The following is a 17275-nucleotide window of genomic DNA, read 5'->3' as shown; positions in this document are numbered from 1 at the left end:
ATTTGTTTCAAGCGCCTGCGCGAACGCTGTAGCGTTTGCGCAGTCACAAACGTCTACCTGACGAGGCCCACCATGACCAGTCGCCTGAACCCGGAAGATCAGCGTCGTGTCGATGAGTATCTGCGAGCCCCCCAGCACCAAGTCGAGCGCAGGCCCTTCCGGCCGTGGCTGCTCCTTGTGCTGGTGCTGGCCGTGACCATCGGGTTGGGTCTGATCAGCCGCCTGCTGAGTGGACTGGTGCTATGAGCTGCTTCGCGCTCGCCCTCCCCTCGTGCAGTTTGCGGCCGGCCCCCAGGGCCACGAATTCCGTAAACCTTATGAGATATTCCCATGACTCATCGCATCGTGATTGTCGGCGGCGGCGCCGGCGGCCTGGAACTGGCGACCCGCCTGGGTAAAAGCCTGGGCAAGCGCAAGCAGGCCGAAATCACCCTGGTGGACACCAACCTCACGCACATCTGGAAGCCACTGCTGCACGAAGTGGCCGCCGGCTCGCTGAACTCCTCGGAAGACGAACTGAACTACGTGGCTCAGGCCAAGTGGAACCACTTCAATTTCCAGCTGGGGCGCATGAGCGGCCTGGACCGTGAAGGCAAGCAGATTCAACTGGCTGCCACCCTCGACGAAGAGGGCCGCGAGCTGCTGCCTGCGCGCACCCTGGGCTACGACACCCTGGTGATTGCCGTGGGCTCCAACACCAACGACTTCGGCACCCTGGGCGCAGCGCAGCACTGCCTGTTCCTGGATACCCGCAAGCAGGCCGAGCGTTTCCACCAGCAACTGCTGAACCACTACCTGCGTGCCCACGCCGGCGACGTGGCCAGCGAGAAAATCAGCGTAGCCATTGTCGGCGCCGGTGCCACCGGTGTAGAGCTGGCGGCCGAGCTGCACCACGCTGCCCACGAGCTGGCGGCCTATGGCCTGGACCGCATCCAGCCCAAGGACATGCACATCACCCTTATCGAGGCGGGCCCGCGCGTTCTGCCCGCGCTGCCGGAGCGCATCAGCGTACCGGTTCACAAAACCCTGGAAAAACTCGGGGTGAAGGTGATGACCAACGCCGCAGTCAGTGAAGTAACCGAGGACGGCCTGAAAACCAAGGACGGTGAAGTGATCCAGGCCAGCCTGAAAGTGTGGGCAGCCGGTATCCGGGCGCCAGGTTTCCTCAAGGACATCGATGGCCTGGAAACCAACCGCATCAACCAGCTGGTGGTGCGCCCTACCCTGCAAACCACCCGCGACGACAACATCTTCGCCTTCGGTGACTGCGCCGCCTGCCCGCAGCCTGGCAGCGACCGCAACGTGCCGCCGCGCGCACAGGCGGCGCACCAGCAGGCTTCGATGCTGGCGCAAAGCCTGAAGGCGCGCCTGGAGAACAAGGCCCTGCCGACGTACGAGTACAAGGACTATGGCTCGCTGGTGTCGCTGTCGCGCTTCTCGGCGGTGGGCAACCTGATGGGTAACCTGATGGGCAGCGTGAAGCTGGAAGGCTGGCTGGCGCGGATGTTCTATGTGTCGCTGTACCGCATGCACCAGATGGCGCTGTACGGGTTCTTCCGCACGGCGTTGATGATGCTGGGCAGCAAGATTGGCCGGGGTACTGAGCCGCGCCTGAAGTTGCACTAACAGGCGCCCCCATGCCCTGTAGGCGCGGGTTTACCTGTGAATGCGATGGTGGCTGCACTGCCGCATTCGCGGGTGAACCCGCTCCTACAAAGGGGCGGTGTGGCAAATAGATGCAGGTGGGATTTGCACCGATGGGCGCATTATTCGAGGCAAAAGAAAAAGGGCATCTCATGCGAGATGCCCTTTGTTCATGGTGGGTCGTGTAGGATTCGAACCTACGACCAATTGGTTAAAAGCCAACTGCTCTACCAACTGAGCTAACGACCCAAAAATGGTCGGGGTGAGGGGATTCGAACTCCTGACATCCTGCTCCCAAAGCAGGCGCGCTACCGGACTGCGCTACACCCCGAGTGTTTCAAAAAAAAGGGCATCTCTTTGAGATGCCCTTTTCTACATGGTGGGTCGTGTAGGATTCGAACCTACGACCAATTGGTTAAAAGCCAACTGCTCTACCAACTGAGCTAACGACCCGGAAAATGGTCGGGGTGAGGGGATTCGAACTCCTGACATCCTGCTCCCAAAGCAGGCGCGCTACCGGACTGCGCTACACCCCGAGATTGGCTCCGCGACCTGGACTCGAACCAGGGACCCAATGATTAACAGTCATTTGCTCTACCGACTGAGCTATCGCGGAACTGAACTTCGGTACAACTCCGAAGACTGTGTTCGCTTCGGACTCTTTAGCTTCTTCGCTTTCGCGTTGTCGCTGCTGAGGCCGGCTATTCTACATTCTTCGTTTTGCTTGTCAACCACTTTTTTTCATTCAACTTACTGATTTGTAAGTTGTTTTGCGATCACCGATGTTGCTGGTGATTCGCTTAGTGCCTGACAACGCGGCGTATATTAGGGGCACTCTAAATTTGATGCAAGCAAAAATTTCAAAAATTTCAGGCGGTTACCCCGGATTGGCGCAAAGGCCCGAAATAGCTGGGCTGTGCCGGCATTGGCAACGGGTAAAAAAAGCCCCGCAAACGCGGGGCTCATGGTGCAACACAATCAGCCAAAGACGATTTCGTCGCCTTCCACCTTGGCGGTGATCGCCGTGCCGGGCAGGAACTTGCCGGCCAGAATCAGCTGCGCCAGCGGGTTCTCGATCCAGCGCTGGATCGCCCGCTTCAGCGGCCGCGCGCCGTACACCGGGTCGTAACCCACGGCAATCAGCTTGTCCAACGCCTCTGGGCTCAGGCTCAGCGACAGTTCGCGCTCCAGCAGGCGGCTGCGCAGGCGGCCGAGTTGGATTTCGGTAATACCGGCAATCTGCTCGCGGCCCAATGGCTCGAACACCACCACTTCGTCGATGCGGTTGATGAACTCGGGACGGAAGTGCGCCCCCACCGCATCCATCACCGCCGCACGCTGTGCCTCGCGGTCACCCACCAGTTCCTGAATCTGCGCAGAGCCCAGGTTGGAAGTCATCACGATCACGGTGTTGCGGAAGTCCACAGTGCGCCCGTGGCTGTCGGTCAGGCGGCCGTCTTCCAGCACCTGCAACAGCACGTTGAACACATCCGGGTGGGCTTTTTCCACCTCGTCCAGCAGCACCACCGAGTAAGGCTTGCGCCGCACGGCCTCGGTCAGGTAACCGCCCTCTTCATACCCTACATAGCCTGGTGGTGCACCGATCAGGCGCGCTACGGAGTGCTTCTCCATGAATTCGGACATGTCGATGCGCACCATCGCCTCTTCGGTATCGAACAGGAACTCGGCCAGCGCCTTGCACAGTTCGGTCTTGCCCACACCGGTCGGGCCGAGGAACAGGAACGAACCACTTGGCCGGTTCGGGTCGGACAGCCCGGCACGTGAGCGGCGTACGGCGTTGGCTACGGCGGTTACCGCCTCGCTCTGGCCAATCACGCGCTGGTGCAGCAGCTCTTCCATCTTCAGCAGCTTCTCACGCTCGCCTTCGAGCATCTTGGCCACAGGAATGCCGGTCCACTTCGACACCACTTCGGCAATTTCTTCCTCGGTGACCTTGTTGCGCAGCAACTGGTTGTCGGTCTTGCCGTGCTGGTCGACCATCTGCAGGCTGCGCTCCAGGTCCGGGATCACCCCGTACTGCAGTTCGGCCATGCGGTTCAGGTCGCCTTTGCGACGGGCGGCTTCCAGCTCCTGGCGAGACTGCTCGATCTTTTGCTGGATCTGCGCCGAGCCCTGCACTTCAGCTTTCTCCGAAGCCCAGATTTCTTCCAGGTCGGAATACTCACGCTCCAGCCGCTCGATTTCCTCGGTCAGCTTCTCCAAGCGCTTTTTCGCCGCTTCGTCTTCTTCTTTCTTCAGCGCCTGCGACTCCACCTTCAGCTGGATCAGGCGGCGATCAAGGCGGTCGAGCACTTCCGGCTTGGAGTCAATCTCCATGCGGATGCGGCTGGCCGCTTCGTCGATCAGGTCAATGGCCTTGTCCGGCAGCTGGCGGTCGGTGATGTAGCGGTGGCTGAGCTTGGCCGCAGCGATGATTGCACCGTCGGTGATGGCCACCTTGTGGTGCACTTCATAGCGCTCTTTCAGGCCACGCAGGATGGCGATGGTGTCTTCCTCGCTCGGCTCCTCGACCAGCACCTTCTGGAAACGGCGCTCCAGGGCGGCGTCCTTCTCGATGAACTGGCGGTACTCGTTCAGCGTGGTGGCACCTACGCAATGCAGCTCGCCGCGGGCCAGGGCCGGCTTGAGCATGTTGCCGGCGTCCATGGCACCCTCGCCTTTGCCGGCGCCGACCATGGTGTGCAGTTCGTCAATGAACAGGATGATCTGGCCTTCCTGCTTGGACAGTTCGTTCAGCAGGCTTTTCAAGCGCTCTTCGAACTCACCGCGGTACTTGGCACCGGCAATCAGCGCGCCCATGTCCAGCGCCAGCAGCCGCTTGCCTTTGAGGCCGTCGGGCACTTCACCATTGATGATGCGCTGGGCCAGGCCTTCGGCAATGGCGGTTTTACCCACGCCAGGCTCACCGATCAGCACCGGGTTGTTCTTGGTACGGCGTTGCAGCACCTGCACGGTACGGCGGATTTCATCGTCACGGCCAATGACCGGGTCCAGCTTGCCCTCTTCGGCACGCTTGGTCAGGTCGACGGTGTATTTGTCCAGCGCCTGGCGCGATTCCTCGGCGTTGGCGTCATTCACTGCCGCGCCGCCACGCAGGTTGTTGATGGCATTTTCCAGCGCTTTCTTGCTCACGCCTTGGCTCAGCAGCAGCTTGCCGAGCTTGCTGTTTTCGTCCATGGCGGCCAACAGCACAAGCTCGCTGGAAATGAACTGGTCGCCCTTCTGCTGTGCCAGGCGGTCTGCCTGGTTAAGCAGGCGTGCCAAGTCCTGCGACATGTTCACGTCGCCGGTAGGGTTCTGTATTTTTGGCAGTTGGTCGAGCTCTTTCACCAGCCCCTGGCGCAGGCCATTGATGTCGAAGCCTACCTGCATCAGCAGCGGCTTGATGGAACCGCCCTGCTGTTCGAGCAGCGCCTGTAACAGGTGCACGGGCTCGATGGCAGGGTGGTCCATGCCAACGGCCAAAGACTGGGCATCGGATATTGCAAGTTGCAGCTTGCTGGTTAAACGGTCTATTCGCATGGTGTACCTTCCTTTAAAGGGCAGGTCGGAGCGATGGACAGCGCCTGTTTATAAAGAAACCTGCCTGAGATGCCTTTATAGATAAGGCTGATTCTGGAAGATTCAAGCGTAGCGGGGTTGACCAAAGTCAACCTGTTGGATTAACGGGGGCCATTCGCGGGCATGCTCGCCCCCACAGGTACACCACCGGTTTCAACGTTTGCAGAATCTCGGTAGGAGCGGGCGTGCCAGCGAAGAGGCCGGTACAGGCTAGCGCGGGTCCAGCCAGACCAACGATGCAAAACGCCCACCCTGCGGGGTACGGCGATAGGAGAAGAACCGCGCATCACTGACCGTGCACAAACCACCGCCATAAACAGCAGTCACGCCACGGGCAGCCAGGCGAATACGCGCCAGCTCATAGATATCCGCCAACAGCTTGCCTGGCCGTTCGCCGTCGACGAATGCCCGAGCTGCTTGCGAGTGCACGGCGGTAAAGGCATCACGCACTTCCAGCCCCACTTCGAACGCTTGCGGGCCGATGGCAGGCCCCAACCACACCAGCACCTCTTCTGGCGGCAGCGCCAGCCGGTCCAGCGTGGCTTCCAGCACGCCACCCGCCAGCCCGCGCCAGCCCGCATGTGCCGCCGCCACGCGGGTGCCGGCACGGTCGCAGAACAGCGCAGGCAGGCAATCGGCGGTCATCACGGTGCAGGCAATGCCAGGCTGGTGGGTCCAGCTGGCATCGGCCTCGGCGACCACCGCCGGGTCGGCATCTGCCACCACCCGCCCATGCACCTGTTTGAGCCAGGCCGGTTGGATGGTGAACTGTTCGCTCAGGCGGCGGCGGTTCTCGGCGACCGCGGCAGGGTCATCCCCAACATGGTCGCCGAGGTTGAAGGTTTCGTAGGGCGGCAGGCTTACGCCGCCCTGACGGGTGGTGACACAGGCGCGGACCGAAGCCGGGGCCGGCCAGTCGGGGAACAGCAACGCCTGCGTCAGGTCACTCATCCGATGAAGCTCTCGCGGTCCTGGTTCAGCAGCGACAGCAACCAGACGAAGTCATCCGGCAGTGGCGATTCCCACTTCATGACTTCACCGGTAATCGGGTGGGCCAAGGCGAGGAAACGCGCATGCAGCGCCTGGCGCGGGAAGGTCTTGACCGCCTCGACCATGGTCGGGCTGGCAGCGGGCGGAATACGGAAGCGCCCGCCGTATGTCTGGTCGCCAACCAGTGGGAAACCCACGTGGGCCATGTGCACGCGAATCTGGTGGGTACGGCCGGTTTCCAGCTTGACCCGCACATGGGTGTGCGAGCGGAAGCGCTTGAGTACGCGGTAGTGGCTGACCGCCGGCTTGCCGCCGTCGGTTACAGCCATGCGCTGGCGCATGCCGCCGTGACGGCCGATGGGCGCGTCGATCTTGCCACCGGCAGTCACCACGCCAATCACGATGCACTCGTAGATGCGGCTGACCTTGCGGGCCTGCATCTGCTCGACCAGCTTGGTCTGCGCCTGCAGGGTCTTGGCCACCACCATCAGGCCGGTGGTGTCCTTGTCCAGGCGGTGCACGATACCGGCGCGCGGCACGTTGACGATGTCTGGCACATGGTGCAGCAGCGCGTTGAGCAGGGTACCGCTGGCATGCCCGGCCGCCGGGTGCACAACCAGCCCGGCAGGCTTGTTGATCACCAGGATGTGGTCGTCTTCGTAGACGATATCCAGTTCGATATCTTCTGCGATCCACTCGCCCTGGGCCTCTTGTTCGGCCTCCAGGGCAAGCTGAGAGCCACCATGAACAAGGTCTCGAGGGCGCACGACTGCACCATCGACCGTCAGGCGGCCCTCTTTGATCCACGAAGTTAGCCGCGAACGCGAGTACTCGGCGAACAATTGGGCGGCGACCTGGTCGAGGCGTTGGCCGCCCAGTTCGGACGGTACCTCTGCGCTAAGTTGAATGATCTCGGACATGCTCGATTCGGCGGGCGCACAGCCTTTGGTTTCGGCTGCGAGCTTGTGGTTAAATACGGCTTCTTTTGTCCCGGGGTTGGCCGGGGCGCTCATCATAACAGGACGGCACCGCCCAAGACAGCGGCCGTCAAAGGGACGCAAGCCGCCATGCGAGTGAAACACCTGCTGCTGATCGCCATCCTCGGGCTTACCGCGGCCTGTTCCTCTAATAAAGAGGTCATTGACGAGAACCTCAGCGAGGCCGAACTGTACCAGCAGGCCCAGGCTGATCTGGACAACTCCAGCTACACCAGCGCCGTGAACAAGCTCAAGGCCCTGGAGTCGCGCTACCCGTTCGGCCGCTATGCCGATCAGGCGCAGCTCGAGCTGATCTACGCCAACTACAAGAATTCTGAGCCCGAGGCCGCCAAGTCGGCCGCCGAGCGCTTCATCCGCCTGCACCCGCAGCACCCGAACGTCGATTACGCCTACTACCTCAAGGGCCTGACCTCGTTCGACCAGGACCGTGGCCTGCTGGCGCGCTTCCTGCCGCTGGACATGACCAAGCGTGACCCGGGCGCCGCCCGCGACTCGTACAACGAGTTCGCCCAGCTGACCAGCCGCTTCCCCAACAGCCGCTACGCGCCAGACGCCAAGCAGCGCATGATCTACCTGCGCAACCTGCTGGCTTCGTACGAAATCCACGTGGCCGACTACTACCTGAGCCGCCAGGCTTATGTAGCGGCTGCCAACCGTGGCCGCTACGTGGTCGAAAACTTCCAGGAAACCCCGTCCGTCGGTGACGGCCTGGCAGTGATGGTCGAGTCGTACCAGAAGCTGCACCTGGACGAACTGGCCGCCACGAGCCTGGAAACCCTCAAGCTCAACTACCCGGACCACCCGAGCCTGGTCGATGGCGAGTTCCAGCCCAAGCAGACCGAGTCTGACGGCCGCGGCTGGCTGTCCAAGGCCACCTTGGGCCTGATCGAAACCGATACTCCGCTGCCGCCAGGCGAAACCCGCGCCAACCAGGACGTGGTCAAGCAGTTCCAGGACGCGCGCGACGAGATGCCGCGAGAGCTGCTGCCTAAAGACGAGAACGGCGACCCGATCGTGCCGGAAGGCCCGAAAGAAGCCGAGAAAGACCGTTCCTGGTTCAGCTACATGACCTTTGGTCTGTTCGACTGACCTTCAGTGGTGAATGAAAGGGAGGCCTTGGGCCTCCCTTTTTTATTGGCCGCGTCCTAGACTGTTGGCTTCTTCAATCGACAAGCTGGACACCATGGTTCGCCTACTTTTCTGGATCGCCCTGATCGCCGCCGCGTTCTGGCTGTGGCGCAAGTTCAAAGTCAGCCAGCAGTCGCACCCCGAGGCGAAGCTGGATGCGCCGCTGAAGATGGTGCGCTGTGCCCATTGCGGCGTGCACCTGCCCAACGACCGGGCGCTGCAGCAGGGCAATGAGTGGTATTGCAGCCAGGCCCACCTGCAGCAGGGCCCTGTGTAGGAGCGGGTTCACCCGCGAATGCGTCAGCAGCGCCACTGCAGCATTCGCGGCTCCCCCAACCCCTACAGCCCCCTCCCCACATATCCCTCCCCGACCCTTTCACACCATTTACGACCCCTCCCCCCCGCCAGCATTGACCCGCCCGGCCAAAATTCGCTAAATCCTATTTATCCGCATAAATATGAAAAATAGCGAAATGCTCAAACCCAAACGCAAGCGCCAGAAGCTGTCCGATGTGATCGTCGAATCAGTCAAGCGCTCGATCGTCACCGAAGCGCTGCACCCCGGCGACCGCCTGCCCACCGAACGTGAGCTGATGGAGCATTTCGAATGTTCCAAGGGCACCGCCCGCGAAGCGCTCAAGGCGCTCGAAGTCGAAGGCCTGGTCAGCACCCGCACCGGCCCGACCGGGGGCGCCTACCTGAACGAAGTGGGCACCGAGCCAGCCAGCCGCGCGCTGCGCAACTACCTGCATTTCCAGCACCTGGACGGCGAACAGGTGTACCAGCTGCGTAAAGTCATCGAGGTAGAACTGGCGGTGTCGGTGATGGGCAAGCTGAGCGAGGCCGATTATGCCGCGCTGCAGGCCAACATCGACTTCTGCAGCGCGCCGGAAGACAGCGAAGAAGGCCAGCGTGAGCAGCGCTTGGCGGAGCTTGAATTCCACACCCTGCTGGCCGACCGCTGCCCAAACCCGTTGCTGCGTTTCATGGCGGTGTTCCTCAACGACCTGCTGCGCGACCTGGTGGTGCTGAAAAAGGCCTACCTGCCCAAGCGCCAGCAGTTCGCCGCCGCCAACATCGACTACCACAAGCAACTGCTGACCGCCTTGCGCGCCAGCGACGAACCCGCCGTACGCCGGCTGATGCACGAACACATGTGCGACGCCGAGCACCATATGACCGCGCTGGAAGGCGAGGTTGCCCGTAACTTCCTGCTGGAGTTCGATCACCACCACTGATGCGCCTGTAAAGAGGCCTGCACACAGGCCCGGCCGTACCCGCTTTGTCATTGCCACTCCTGCCTAATAACCACAAACAAGGAGTTACTCATGCAAAGACGTACCCTGCTCAAGGCAGGCCTTGCCCTGGGTGCCTTAGGTAGCCTCCCCTTGGGGGCACACCGGGCATTCGCCGACCAACCGCTGACCTTCTATGGGCTCAAGTCCATGTCGGGCGCCTTCGCCAGCTACGGCAAGTACGCCGACATGGGCTCGCGCCTGGCCATCGCCGAGCACCCGCAGTTGCTCGGCCACCCGCTCAAGTACAAAGTCATCGACACCGAAGGCAACGCCGGCAAGGCGGTGCGCAAGGTGCAGGAAGCCATCGGCCAGGATGGTGCACGCTTCTTCCAGGGGTGCACCCTGTCGTCTTCGGCACTGGCGGTGTCCAAGGAAATCCACAAAGCCGGCGGCGTGTTCATGACGCCTGTGGGCGCCGATGAAATCACCGGCAAGGACTGCAATGCCTCAACCTTCCGCTGGTCGGTGCCCACCTATGGTGCCATCCGCGAAACCCTGGTGCCGATGAGCCGCCAGCTGCCCCAGGCCAAGCGCTGGTACACCATCACCCCGCAATACGTATTCGGCGATGCCCTGCTGGACAACGCCCGCAAAGTGTTCGCCGAGCTCGGCGTGGAACACATCGGCAACAGCTACCACTCGTTGCAGGAGCAGGAGTTCTCCGGCTACCTGACCAACGCCATCGCCGCCAAGCCCGACGTGCTGGTGCTGCTCAACTTCGGTAGCCAGGCCTCCAACGCCCTGCGCCAGGCGGTCAACTTCGGCATCAAGGACCGCATGAAAGTGCTGATGGTGTGGTCTGCCGGCCTCGACCAGTTCCAGGAGCTGGGCAGCGACGTGCTCGAGGGCGTGTACCTGGGTGCGCAGTACTGGCACCAGGTCGACACCCCGCTGAACAAACAGTTGGTCGCCGCCACCCGCAAGGCCTATGGCATCAACCCCAACTACCCGCTGGCCGCCGACTACATCGGCACCAAGGTGATGCTCGAGGCCATCGTCAAGGCCGGCAGCCTGGACGGGGCCGCCGTGTCTGCGGCATTGCAGGGCATGCGCTTCCAGGGCCCGACCGGCGAAGAACTGATCCGCCCGGGTGACCACCAGGTGCTCAAGGATTACTACCTGCTGCGCGGCAAGCCCCAGGGGCAGATGCGCGACGAGGACGACCTGGCCGAAGTCATCAGTTCGGGCCGCTCATTCGTCGAGGTCGATCACACCGGTTGCGCCCTGGCCTGAAGCTGCGGCGTTAGTCACAAACACTTGTACAGGCAGCCGCCCGGCGCGCTGTCGAGGGCACGCTCATGCTCGATTTGTACCTGTTCCAACTGCTCAACGGCCTGGGCCTGGGGATGATCTACTTCCTCATCGCCGTGGGCCTGACGATCATTTTCGGCCTGCTCAACTTCGTCAACTTCGCCCACGGCGCGTTTTTCTTGCTGGGCGCCTACCTGTGCTACACCGCCGTGGCCGTCACCGGCAACTTCTGGCTGGCGCTGCTGATTGCGCCACTGGTGGTGGCCGCGCTGGCCTGGGCGGTCGAGCGCCTGTTGATCAAACGCATCTACCACCTGCCGCACACCTTCCAGATCCTCGTCACCCTCGGCATCGCGCTGATCATCCAGGAAGCGTCGGTGCTGATCTGGGGCCCGGTGGGCAAGAACATTGCCGTGCCACCCGAACTGCGCGGGGTGCTGATACTCGGCGACTTCATCTACCCCTACTACCGCTTGTTCCTGATCGGCTTCGCGGCGCTGATCGGTATTGGCCTGTGGCTGCTGCTGGAACGCACCCGTTTCGGCGCACTGGTGCGGGCCGGTAGCGAAAGCACCGAGACCGTGTCGCTGTTGGGCACCAACATTTTCCGCCTGTTCTCCCTGACATTCGCCCTGGGCGTGGGCCTGGCAGGTGTGGCGGGTGTGCTGTTTGCGCCGCTACGGGGCGCCCAGCCCTTCGTCGGCCCGGAAATCCTCGGCATTGCCTTCGTGGTGGTGGTGATTGGCGGCATGGGGTCGTTCGGCGGGGCGCTGGTTGGCGGCCTGCTGGTGGGTGTGGTGCAAAGCATGATGACCAGTCTCTGGCCGCAAGGCGCCAGCCTGATGATCTATGGCGCCATGGCAGCAGTGATTCTGGTCCGTCCCTACGGCCTGTTCGGGAGAGCCTGAGATGAGCGAGAAAAACCCATTGCCAGTCGCCAAGGGCCGCGCCCCGGCGCTGCTGTCGCTGGTAGTTGCCAGCCTGGTGGCGCTGCCGCTGTTGCTGCCCTCGGCCACCCTGGCCACCGAGATCCTGATCTTTGCCATGGCCGCACTGGCCTGCAACCTGCTGCTCGGCTACACCGGACTGCTGTCGTTCGGCCAGGGCATCTTCTTTGGCGTGGGCGCCTATGGCGCAGCGTTGCTGATGATCCACCTGCAGTGGGGCATGTTCGCCGCGCTGCTTGGCGCAGCTGTGTTCGGCGCCTTCCTCGCGCTGCTGGTGGGCGCACTGGCGATCCGTCGCACGGGCATCTACTTCGTCATGCTGACCCTGGCCTTCAGCCAGATGGCCTACTTCCTGGCCTATACCCTCAGCGGCTGGACCGGCGGTGACAACGGCCTGCTTGATGTGCCACGGCCGAATATCGAAATCGCCGGCCATGTGCTGGTCGACCTGGCCGATCCGCGGCACTTCTATGTGTTCGTCGCGGTGCTGTTCCTGTTGATCTTCGCCGCAGCCCTGCGGGTGATCCGTTCGCCATTCGGCAGCACCCTGCTGGCTATCCGTGAGAACGAGACCCGCGCCGCCGCCATCGGCTACGACACCCGCCATTTCAAGATTCTGGTGTTCATGCTGTCGGGCGCCATCACCGGCATCGCCGGGGCGCTCTACGCCATGCTGCTGCACTTTGCGCCGCTGTCGAACATCGACCTGATGATGAGCGAGAACATCCTGATCATGACCATCGTCGGCGGCACCGGCTCACTGTTCGGCTCGCTGCTGGGGGCCGGCGCCATCGTGCTGCTGGGTGACGTGCTGTCGGAACTTTGGCCACGCTGGCTGATGCTGCTGGGGGTGATCCTGATTCTGGTGGTGGTGTTCATGCGTGGCGGCCTGTGGGGGGGCCTGACCGAACTGGGCAAGCGCCTGCTGGCCACCCGCAATGCCGATGACAAACCCCAGGCCAAGACCAAGGAGACCCTGTGATGAGCGACTACCTCCTGGAAACTCGCCAGCTGGAGCTGGCCTACGGGCCGTTCAAGGCGGTCGCGGGCGTTGACCTCAAAGTGCGAGCCGGCACCATCCACACCATTATCGGCCCCAACGGCGCCGGCAAGACCAGCCTGTTCCACTGCCTGACCGGCGAACGTCAGGCCACTGCTGGCAAGATCCTGTTCAACGGCCAGGACATCATCCGCAAGCCATCCCACGGGCGCGTGGCATTGGGCATGGCCCGTTCGTTCCAGCTCACCAGCCTGTTCCAGAACCTGTCAGTGCGCGAAAACCTACGCCTGGCCGCCCAGGGCCGTGATGGCCTGGGCGCGCTGAACTTCTGGCGCAGCGTCGAGCACAAGCGCAGCCACTGGAACACCGCCGACCAGGTGCTGGAGCGCCTGAAACTGAGCGCCCGTGCCGAAACCCTGGCGGGCGAGCTGTCGCACGGCCAGCAAAGGGTGCTGGAAGTGGGCATGTCGATCTGCGCCAAGCCCACCCTGCTGATGCTCGACGAACCCACTTCGGGCATGGGCATCGACGACATCCCGGTGATGACCGACCTGATCAGCGACCTTGGCCGCGACCATACCGTGCTACTGATCGAGCACAACATGAGCATTGTCATGTCGATCAGCCAGCGCATCACGGTGATGAGTCACGGCCAGATCCTGGTCGAGGGTACCCCTGAACAGGTGCGCAACGACGAGCGCGTACGCACCGCCTACCTTGGAGAGGCCGCCTGATGCTCAACGTCGATTCGATCCATTCCTACTACGACAAGAGCCATGTGCTCGAAGGTGTCTCGCTCAAGGTCGAGGCAGGCGAACTGGTAACGCTGCTGGGGCGCAACGGTGCAGGCAAGACCACCACCTTGCGCAGCATCCTCGGCATCGTCCGCCCACGGCAGGGGCAGATCAGCTTCAACGGCCAGCAACTGGTTGGCCGCGAAATTTTCGATATCGCCCGGCTCGGCATTGCTCTGGTGCCGGAACACCGCGGCATTTTCCGCCAGCTCAGCGTGGAGGAGAACCTGAAGATTGCCGTGCGCAAGGCCAGCCGGTGGCAGCTGGAGGACGTGTACAGCATGTTCCCGCGCCTGAAGGAGCGGCGCCGCAACGGTGGTTTCGCCCTGTCCGGTGGCGAGCAGCAAATGTTGGCCATCGCCCGCGCCCTGCTCAACGGCCCCAAGCTGCTGATCCTCGACGAGCCCACCGAAGGCCTGGCCCCGGTGATTGTCGATGAACTGGTGAAGATCCTGCGACGGATCAAGGACGAAGGGCTGTCGATCCTGCTGGTAGAGCAGAACCTGATGGTCTGCGATGCCCTTGCTGATCGCCACTATGTGCTGGAGCAGGGCCGCGTCGCTTACCAGGGCAGTGCGGCGCAGTTCCGCGAGGACCCGAGCATCAAGAACCGTTACCTGGCCCTTAGCGCCTGACCCGACCGTGCTTACCTGTACCGGCCCTTTCGCGGGCAAACCCGCGACTACAAAGGTGTCACCACCCTCAGCCCTGCGAGGCTTTTGTAGGAGCGGGTTCACCCGCGAATAGGCCGGTACAAGCAACCCAGTAATTTCAGGAGAGATGAATCATGAACACCCGCATCGATCCCTCGCAGCACCTGCTCGGCCAAGGCCCGTTGGTCAACCGCGAGCGCCTGTGGCAATCGCTGATGGACCTGGCCCGGCTCGGCGCCACCGCCAAGGGCGGCGTATGCCGCCTGGCCCTGACCGACCTCGACCGCCAGGCTCGCGACCTGTTCGTACACTGGTGCGAAGAGGCCGGCTGCACGGTCAGCGTCGACGCCATCGGCAACATCTTCGCCCGCCGCCCCGGGCGCAACCCTGCCCTGCCGCCCATCATGACCGGCAGCCACATCGACACCCAACCCACCGGCGGCAAGTTCGATGGCTGCTACGGCGTCATGGCCGGCCTCGAAGTGATGCGCACGCTCAACGACCTGCACCTGACCACCGAAGCCCCGCTGGAAGTGGTGGTATGGACCAACGAAGAAGGTTCGCGCTTCCCGCCCTGCATGATGGGCTCGGGCGTGTTTGCCGGTAAGTTCGGCCTGCAGGAAACCCTGGACAAGGTCGATGACCAAGGTCTGTCGGTCGGCGCTGAGTTGCAGCGCATCGGCTACGCCGGCCCGCGCGTGCCCACCGGGCATGCCGTGGGCGCCTACTTCGAAGCACATATCGAACAAGGCCCGGTGCTGGAAGACCAGCGCACCACCATTGGCGTGGTCCAGGGCTGCCTGGGGCAAAAATGGTTCGACCTGACCCTTACCGGCGTCGAGGCGCATGCAGGCCCCACACCCATGCACCTGCGCAAGGACGCATTGGTCGGCGCTGCCGAGGTGGTGGCTGCGGTCAATCGCGTCGCTCACGCGCACCAGCCACATGCCTGCGGCACGGTCGGCTGCCTGACCTTGCACCCAGGTTCGCGCAACGTCATCCCCGGCCAGGTACACATGACCATCGACCTGCGCCACCTCGACCCTGAGCACCTCGACGCCATGGTCAGCGAAGTGCGCGCAGCCATCGAAACCAGCACGGTGAAACATGGCCTGAGCTATCAGCTGACTCCGACAGCCGACTTCCCGCCGCTATACTTCGCCGAGCAGTGCGTGGATGCCGTGCGCCAAGGGGCGCGTGCGCTGGGCCTGAGCCACATGGATATCGTCAGCGGCGCCGGTCACGATGCAATCTTCCTCGCCGAGCTGGGCCCGGCCGGGATGATCTTCGTGCCATGCGAAGGCGGCATCAGCCACAACGAAATCGAAAATGCCGCGCCCCAGGACCTGGCCGATGGTTGCGACGTCCTGTTGCGCGCCATGTTCCAGGCCGCCAACCCGGGAGCCCGTTGAAATGACCCAGAAAACCGCGATTGGCGAACTCACCGCCGTCGAACTGCTCGAACTGTACCAGCGCCGCCAGTTGTCACCCGTCGAGGTGGTCGACGATGTGCTGGCGCGCATCGACCTGCATAACCCGGCGGTCAACGCCTTCTGCCATGTCGACGGCGAAGGTGCCCGCGCCGCCGCCCGCGCCAGCGAACAGCGCTGGCAACGCGGCGAGCCCTGTGGTCGGCTGGATGGCGTACCCGCCTCGATCAAGGACCTGACCCTGACCCGCGGCATGCCTACCCGCAAAGGCTCGCGTACTACCTCGGGTACCGGGCCGTGGGAAATCGATGCGCCCTTCAGTGCCTTCATGCGTGAAGCCGGTGCAGTGCTGGTGGGCAAGACCACCACGCCAGAGTTCGGCTGGAAAGGCGTGACCGACAACCCGCTTTACGGCATTACCCGCAACCCGTGGGATACCAGGCTGACTGCCGGTGGTTCGTCTGGTGGTGCTGCGGCAGCCGCCGCGCTGAACCTGGGGGTGCTGCATCAGGGCAGCGATGCCGGTGGTTCGATTCGCATCCCTTGCGCCTTTACCGGCACCTTCGGCATCAAACCGACCTTCGGCTATGTGCCGCAATGGCCGGCCAGCGCCATGACCGTGCTGTCGCACCTGGGGCCGATGACGCGTACGGTGGACGACTCGGTGCTGATGCTTGACTGCGTAGCGCGCCCCGATGCCCGCGACGGTTTGGCCGGCGCACCCCGGCAGGCGCCTTGGCTCAGCCAGCAGCAAGATCTGAGTGGGCTACGCATCGCCTACAGCGCCAACTTCGGTTACGTGCAGGTCGCCCCACAGATCCAGGCACTGGTGGCGCAAGCGGTGCAGCGCCTGGCGCGGCTGGGTGCGCAGGTAGAGGAAGTGGACCCGGGCTTCAGCGACCCGCTGGAAACCTTCAATACCCTGTGGTTTGCCGGCGCGGCGCGGTTGGCCAGTGCCTTGAGCGATGAGCAGAAAGCGTTGCTTGACCCGGGGCTACGCTGGATTGCCGAACAAGGTGCACAGATCAGCCTTGGCGAATACACCCAGGCGCTAGAGGCACGGGCAGAATTGATTGCGAAGATGAATGCCTTTCATCAGCGATATGACGTGCTGGTATCGCCGATGCTGCCGTTGGTGGCGTTCGAAGCCGGACACAACGTGCCGCCTGGGTCGGGGATGGCGCAATGGATGGAGTGGACGCCGTTCAGCTATCCCTTCAACCTGACCCAACAGCCGGCGGCCTCGGTACCCTGCGGGTTCACCCGCGAGGGGTTGCCGGTGGGGCTGCAGGTGGTGGCAGGGCGCTTTGCCGATGAGCAAGTGCTGCGGGTGTGCAAGGTGTATGAGCAGCATTATCCGAGCCGGCACTTGCAAGCACCGATTACTGGCTGAAATCTGTATGGGCCTCTGTGGCCCTTTCGCGGGTGAACCCGCTCCTACACGCACCGATTACTGGCTGAAATCTGTATGGGCCTCTGCGGCCCTTTCGCCGGTGAACCCGCTCCTACACGCACCGATTACTGGCTGAAATTTGTATTGGTTTCTGCGGCCCTTTCGCG

The 17275-nt window shown here is 62.9% G+C and carries 15 protein-coding genes and 5 tRNA genes; 12 read left to right on the top strand and 8 right to left on the bottom strand.

Features of this window, described 5'->3' with window-relative positions; genetic code table 11:
* Window positions 1-72 precede the first annotated feature (72 nt).
* Together ACZ889_RS07240 and ACZ889_RS07235 are read left to right on the top strand one after the other, a co-directional pair.
* Window positions 73-246 carry a DUF3094 domain-containing protein gene (locus tag ACZ889_RS07240; protein WP_008091951.1) on the top strand — a complete coding sequence of 58 codons (174 nt, stop codon included), beginning with the start codon at window positions 73-75 and terminating at the stop codon, window positions 244-246.
* An 84-nt stretch (window positions 247-330) separates the two neighbouring features.
* Window positions 331-1626 (top strand): NAD(P)/FAD-dependent oxidoreductase, encoded by a 1296-nt coding sequence (locus ACZ889_RS07235; RefSeq protein ID WP_003247549.1) that lies wholly within the window; start codon window positions 331-333, stop codon window positions 1624-1626.
* 191 nt (window positions 1627-1817) lie between these two features.
* Here ACZ889_RS07235 and ACZ889_RS07230 read toward each other — a convergent pair.
* The 8 genes from ACZ889_RS07230 to rluD all read right to left on the bottom strand — a co-directional run bounded on the left by ACZ889_RS07230 (window position 1818) and on the right by rluD (window position 7136).
* Window positions 1818-1893, bottom strand: a tRNA-Lys gene (locus ACZ889_RS07230).
* Between the two features lie 5 nt (window positions 1894-1898).
* Window positions 1899-1975, bottom strand: a tRNA-Pro gene (locus tag ACZ889_RS07225).
* Window positions 1976-2021: 46 nt separating this feature from the next.
* Window positions 2022-2097: transfer RNA gene (locus ACZ889_RS07220), tRNA-Lys, on the bottom strand.
* A gap of 6 nt (window positions 2098-2103) precedes the next feature.
* A tRNA-Pro gene (locus ACZ889_RS07215) sits at window positions 2104-2180 on the bottom strand.
* Between the two features lie 4 nt (window positions 2181-2184).
* Window positions 2185-2260, bottom strand: a tRNA-Asn gene (locus tag ACZ889_RS07210).
* A 362-nt stretch (window positions 2261-2622) separates the two neighbouring features.
* Window positions 2623-5187, bottom strand: a complete 2565-nt coding sequence (gene clpB / locus ACZ889_RS07205) for an ATP-dependent chaperone ClpB (protein WP_010951887.1) — start codon at window positions 5185-5187, stop codon at window positions 2623-2625.
* A gap of 249 nt (window positions 5188-5436) precedes the next feature.
* A complete protein-coding gene (pgeF, locus tag ACZ889_RS07200) occupies window positions 5437-6177 on the bottom strand; it encodes a peptidoglycan editing factor PgeF (RefSeq protein WP_180688885.1) in 741 nt (246 codons plus the stop codon).
* Window positions 6174-7136 carry a 23S rRNA pseudouridine(1911/1915/1917) synthase RluD gene (gene rluD / locus ACZ889_RS07195; RefSeq protein WP_049588123.1) on the bottom strand — a complete coding sequence of 321 codons (963 nt, stop codon included), beginning with the start codon at window positions 7134-7136 and terminating at the stop codon, window positions 6174-6176. The genes pgeF and rluD overlap by 4 nt, the downstream gene beginning before the upstream one ends.
* Window positions 7137-7283: 147 nt before the next feature.
* On the opposite strand from rluD, the gene ACZ889_RS07190 reads away from it, so the two are divergent.
* The 10 genes from ACZ889_RS07190 (at window position 7284) to ACZ889_RS07145 (ending at window position 17108) form a co-directional block, all read left to right on the top strand.
* Window positions 7284-8303 (top strand): outer membrane protein assembly factor BamD, encoded by a 1020-nt coding sequence (locus tag ACZ889_RS07190; RefSeq protein ID WP_004577276.1) that lies wholly within the window; start codon window positions 7284-7286, stop codon window positions 8301-8303.
* Between the two features lie 94 nt (window positions 8304-8397).
* Window positions 8398-8619, top strand: coding sequence for a PP0621 family protein (locus ACZ889_RS07185; RefSeq protein WP_180688886.1), 222 nt, complete (start codon window positions 8398-8400; stop codon window positions 8617-8619).
* Window positions 8620-8815: 196 nt separating this feature from the next.
* On the top strand, window positions 8816-9580 hold the full coding sequence (locus tag ACZ889_RS07180; RefSeq protein ID WP_003247561.1) for a FadR/GntR family transcriptional regulator: 765 nt from the start codon (window positions 8816-8818) through the stop codon (window positions 9578-9580).
* A 90-nt stretch (window positions 9581-9670) separates the two neighbouring features.
* Window positions 9671-10873, top strand: a complete 1203-nt coding sequence (locus tag ACZ889_RS07175; RefSeq protein WP_003247562.1) for an ABC transporter substrate-binding protein — start codon at window positions 9671-9673, stop codon at window positions 10871-10873.
* A gap of 65 nt (window positions 10874-10938) precedes the next feature.
* Window positions 10939-11799, top strand: coding sequence for a branched-chain amino acid ABC transporter permease (locus ACZ889_RS07170; RefSeq protein ID WP_003247565.1), 861 nt, complete (start codon window positions 10939-10941; stop codon window positions 11797-11799).
* A 1-nt stretch (window position 11800) separates the two neighbouring features.
* Window positions 11801-12820, top strand: coding sequence for a branched-chain amino acid ABC transporter permease (locus ACZ889_RS07165; protein WP_003247567.1), 1020 nt, complete (start codon window positions 11801-11803; stop codon window positions 12818-12820).
* Window positions 12820-13572: an ABC transporter ATP-binding protein gene (locus tag ACZ889_RS07160; RefSeq protein ID WP_012051121.1), complete on the top strand. Its 753-nt coding sequence runs from the start codon at window positions 12820-12822 to the stop codon at window positions 13570-13572. Before ACZ889_RS07165 ends, ACZ889_RS07160 begins: the two co-directional genes overlap by 1 nt.
* Window positions 13572-14267, top strand: coding sequence for an ABC transporter ATP-binding protein (locus ACZ889_RS07155; RefSeq protein WP_012051120.1), 696 nt, complete (start codon window positions 13572-13574; stop codon window positions 14265-14267). The genes ACZ889_RS07160 and ACZ889_RS07155 overlap by 1 nt, the downstream gene beginning before the upstream one ends.
* 152 nt (window positions 14268-14419) lie before the next feature.
* Window positions 14420-15697 carry a Zn-dependent hydrolase gene (locus tag ACZ889_RS07150; protein ID WP_257645130.1) on the top strand — a complete coding sequence of 426 codons (1278 nt, stop codon included), beginning with the start codon at window positions 14420-14422 and terminating at the stop codon, window positions 15695-15697.
* Between the two features lies 1 nt (window position 15698).
* Window positions 15699-17108: an amidase gene (locus ACZ889_RS07145; protein WP_476257271.1), complete on the top strand. Its 1410-nt coding sequence runs from the start codon at window positions 15699-15701 to the stop codon at window positions 17106-17108.
* Window positions 17109-17275 lie beyond the last annotated feature (167 nt).

This window comes from Pseudomonas sp. TE3895, from assembly GCF_056278855.1.
Note: the sequence above shows the minus strand (reverse complement) of the source record. Positions and strands in the feature narration are given on the sequence as shown.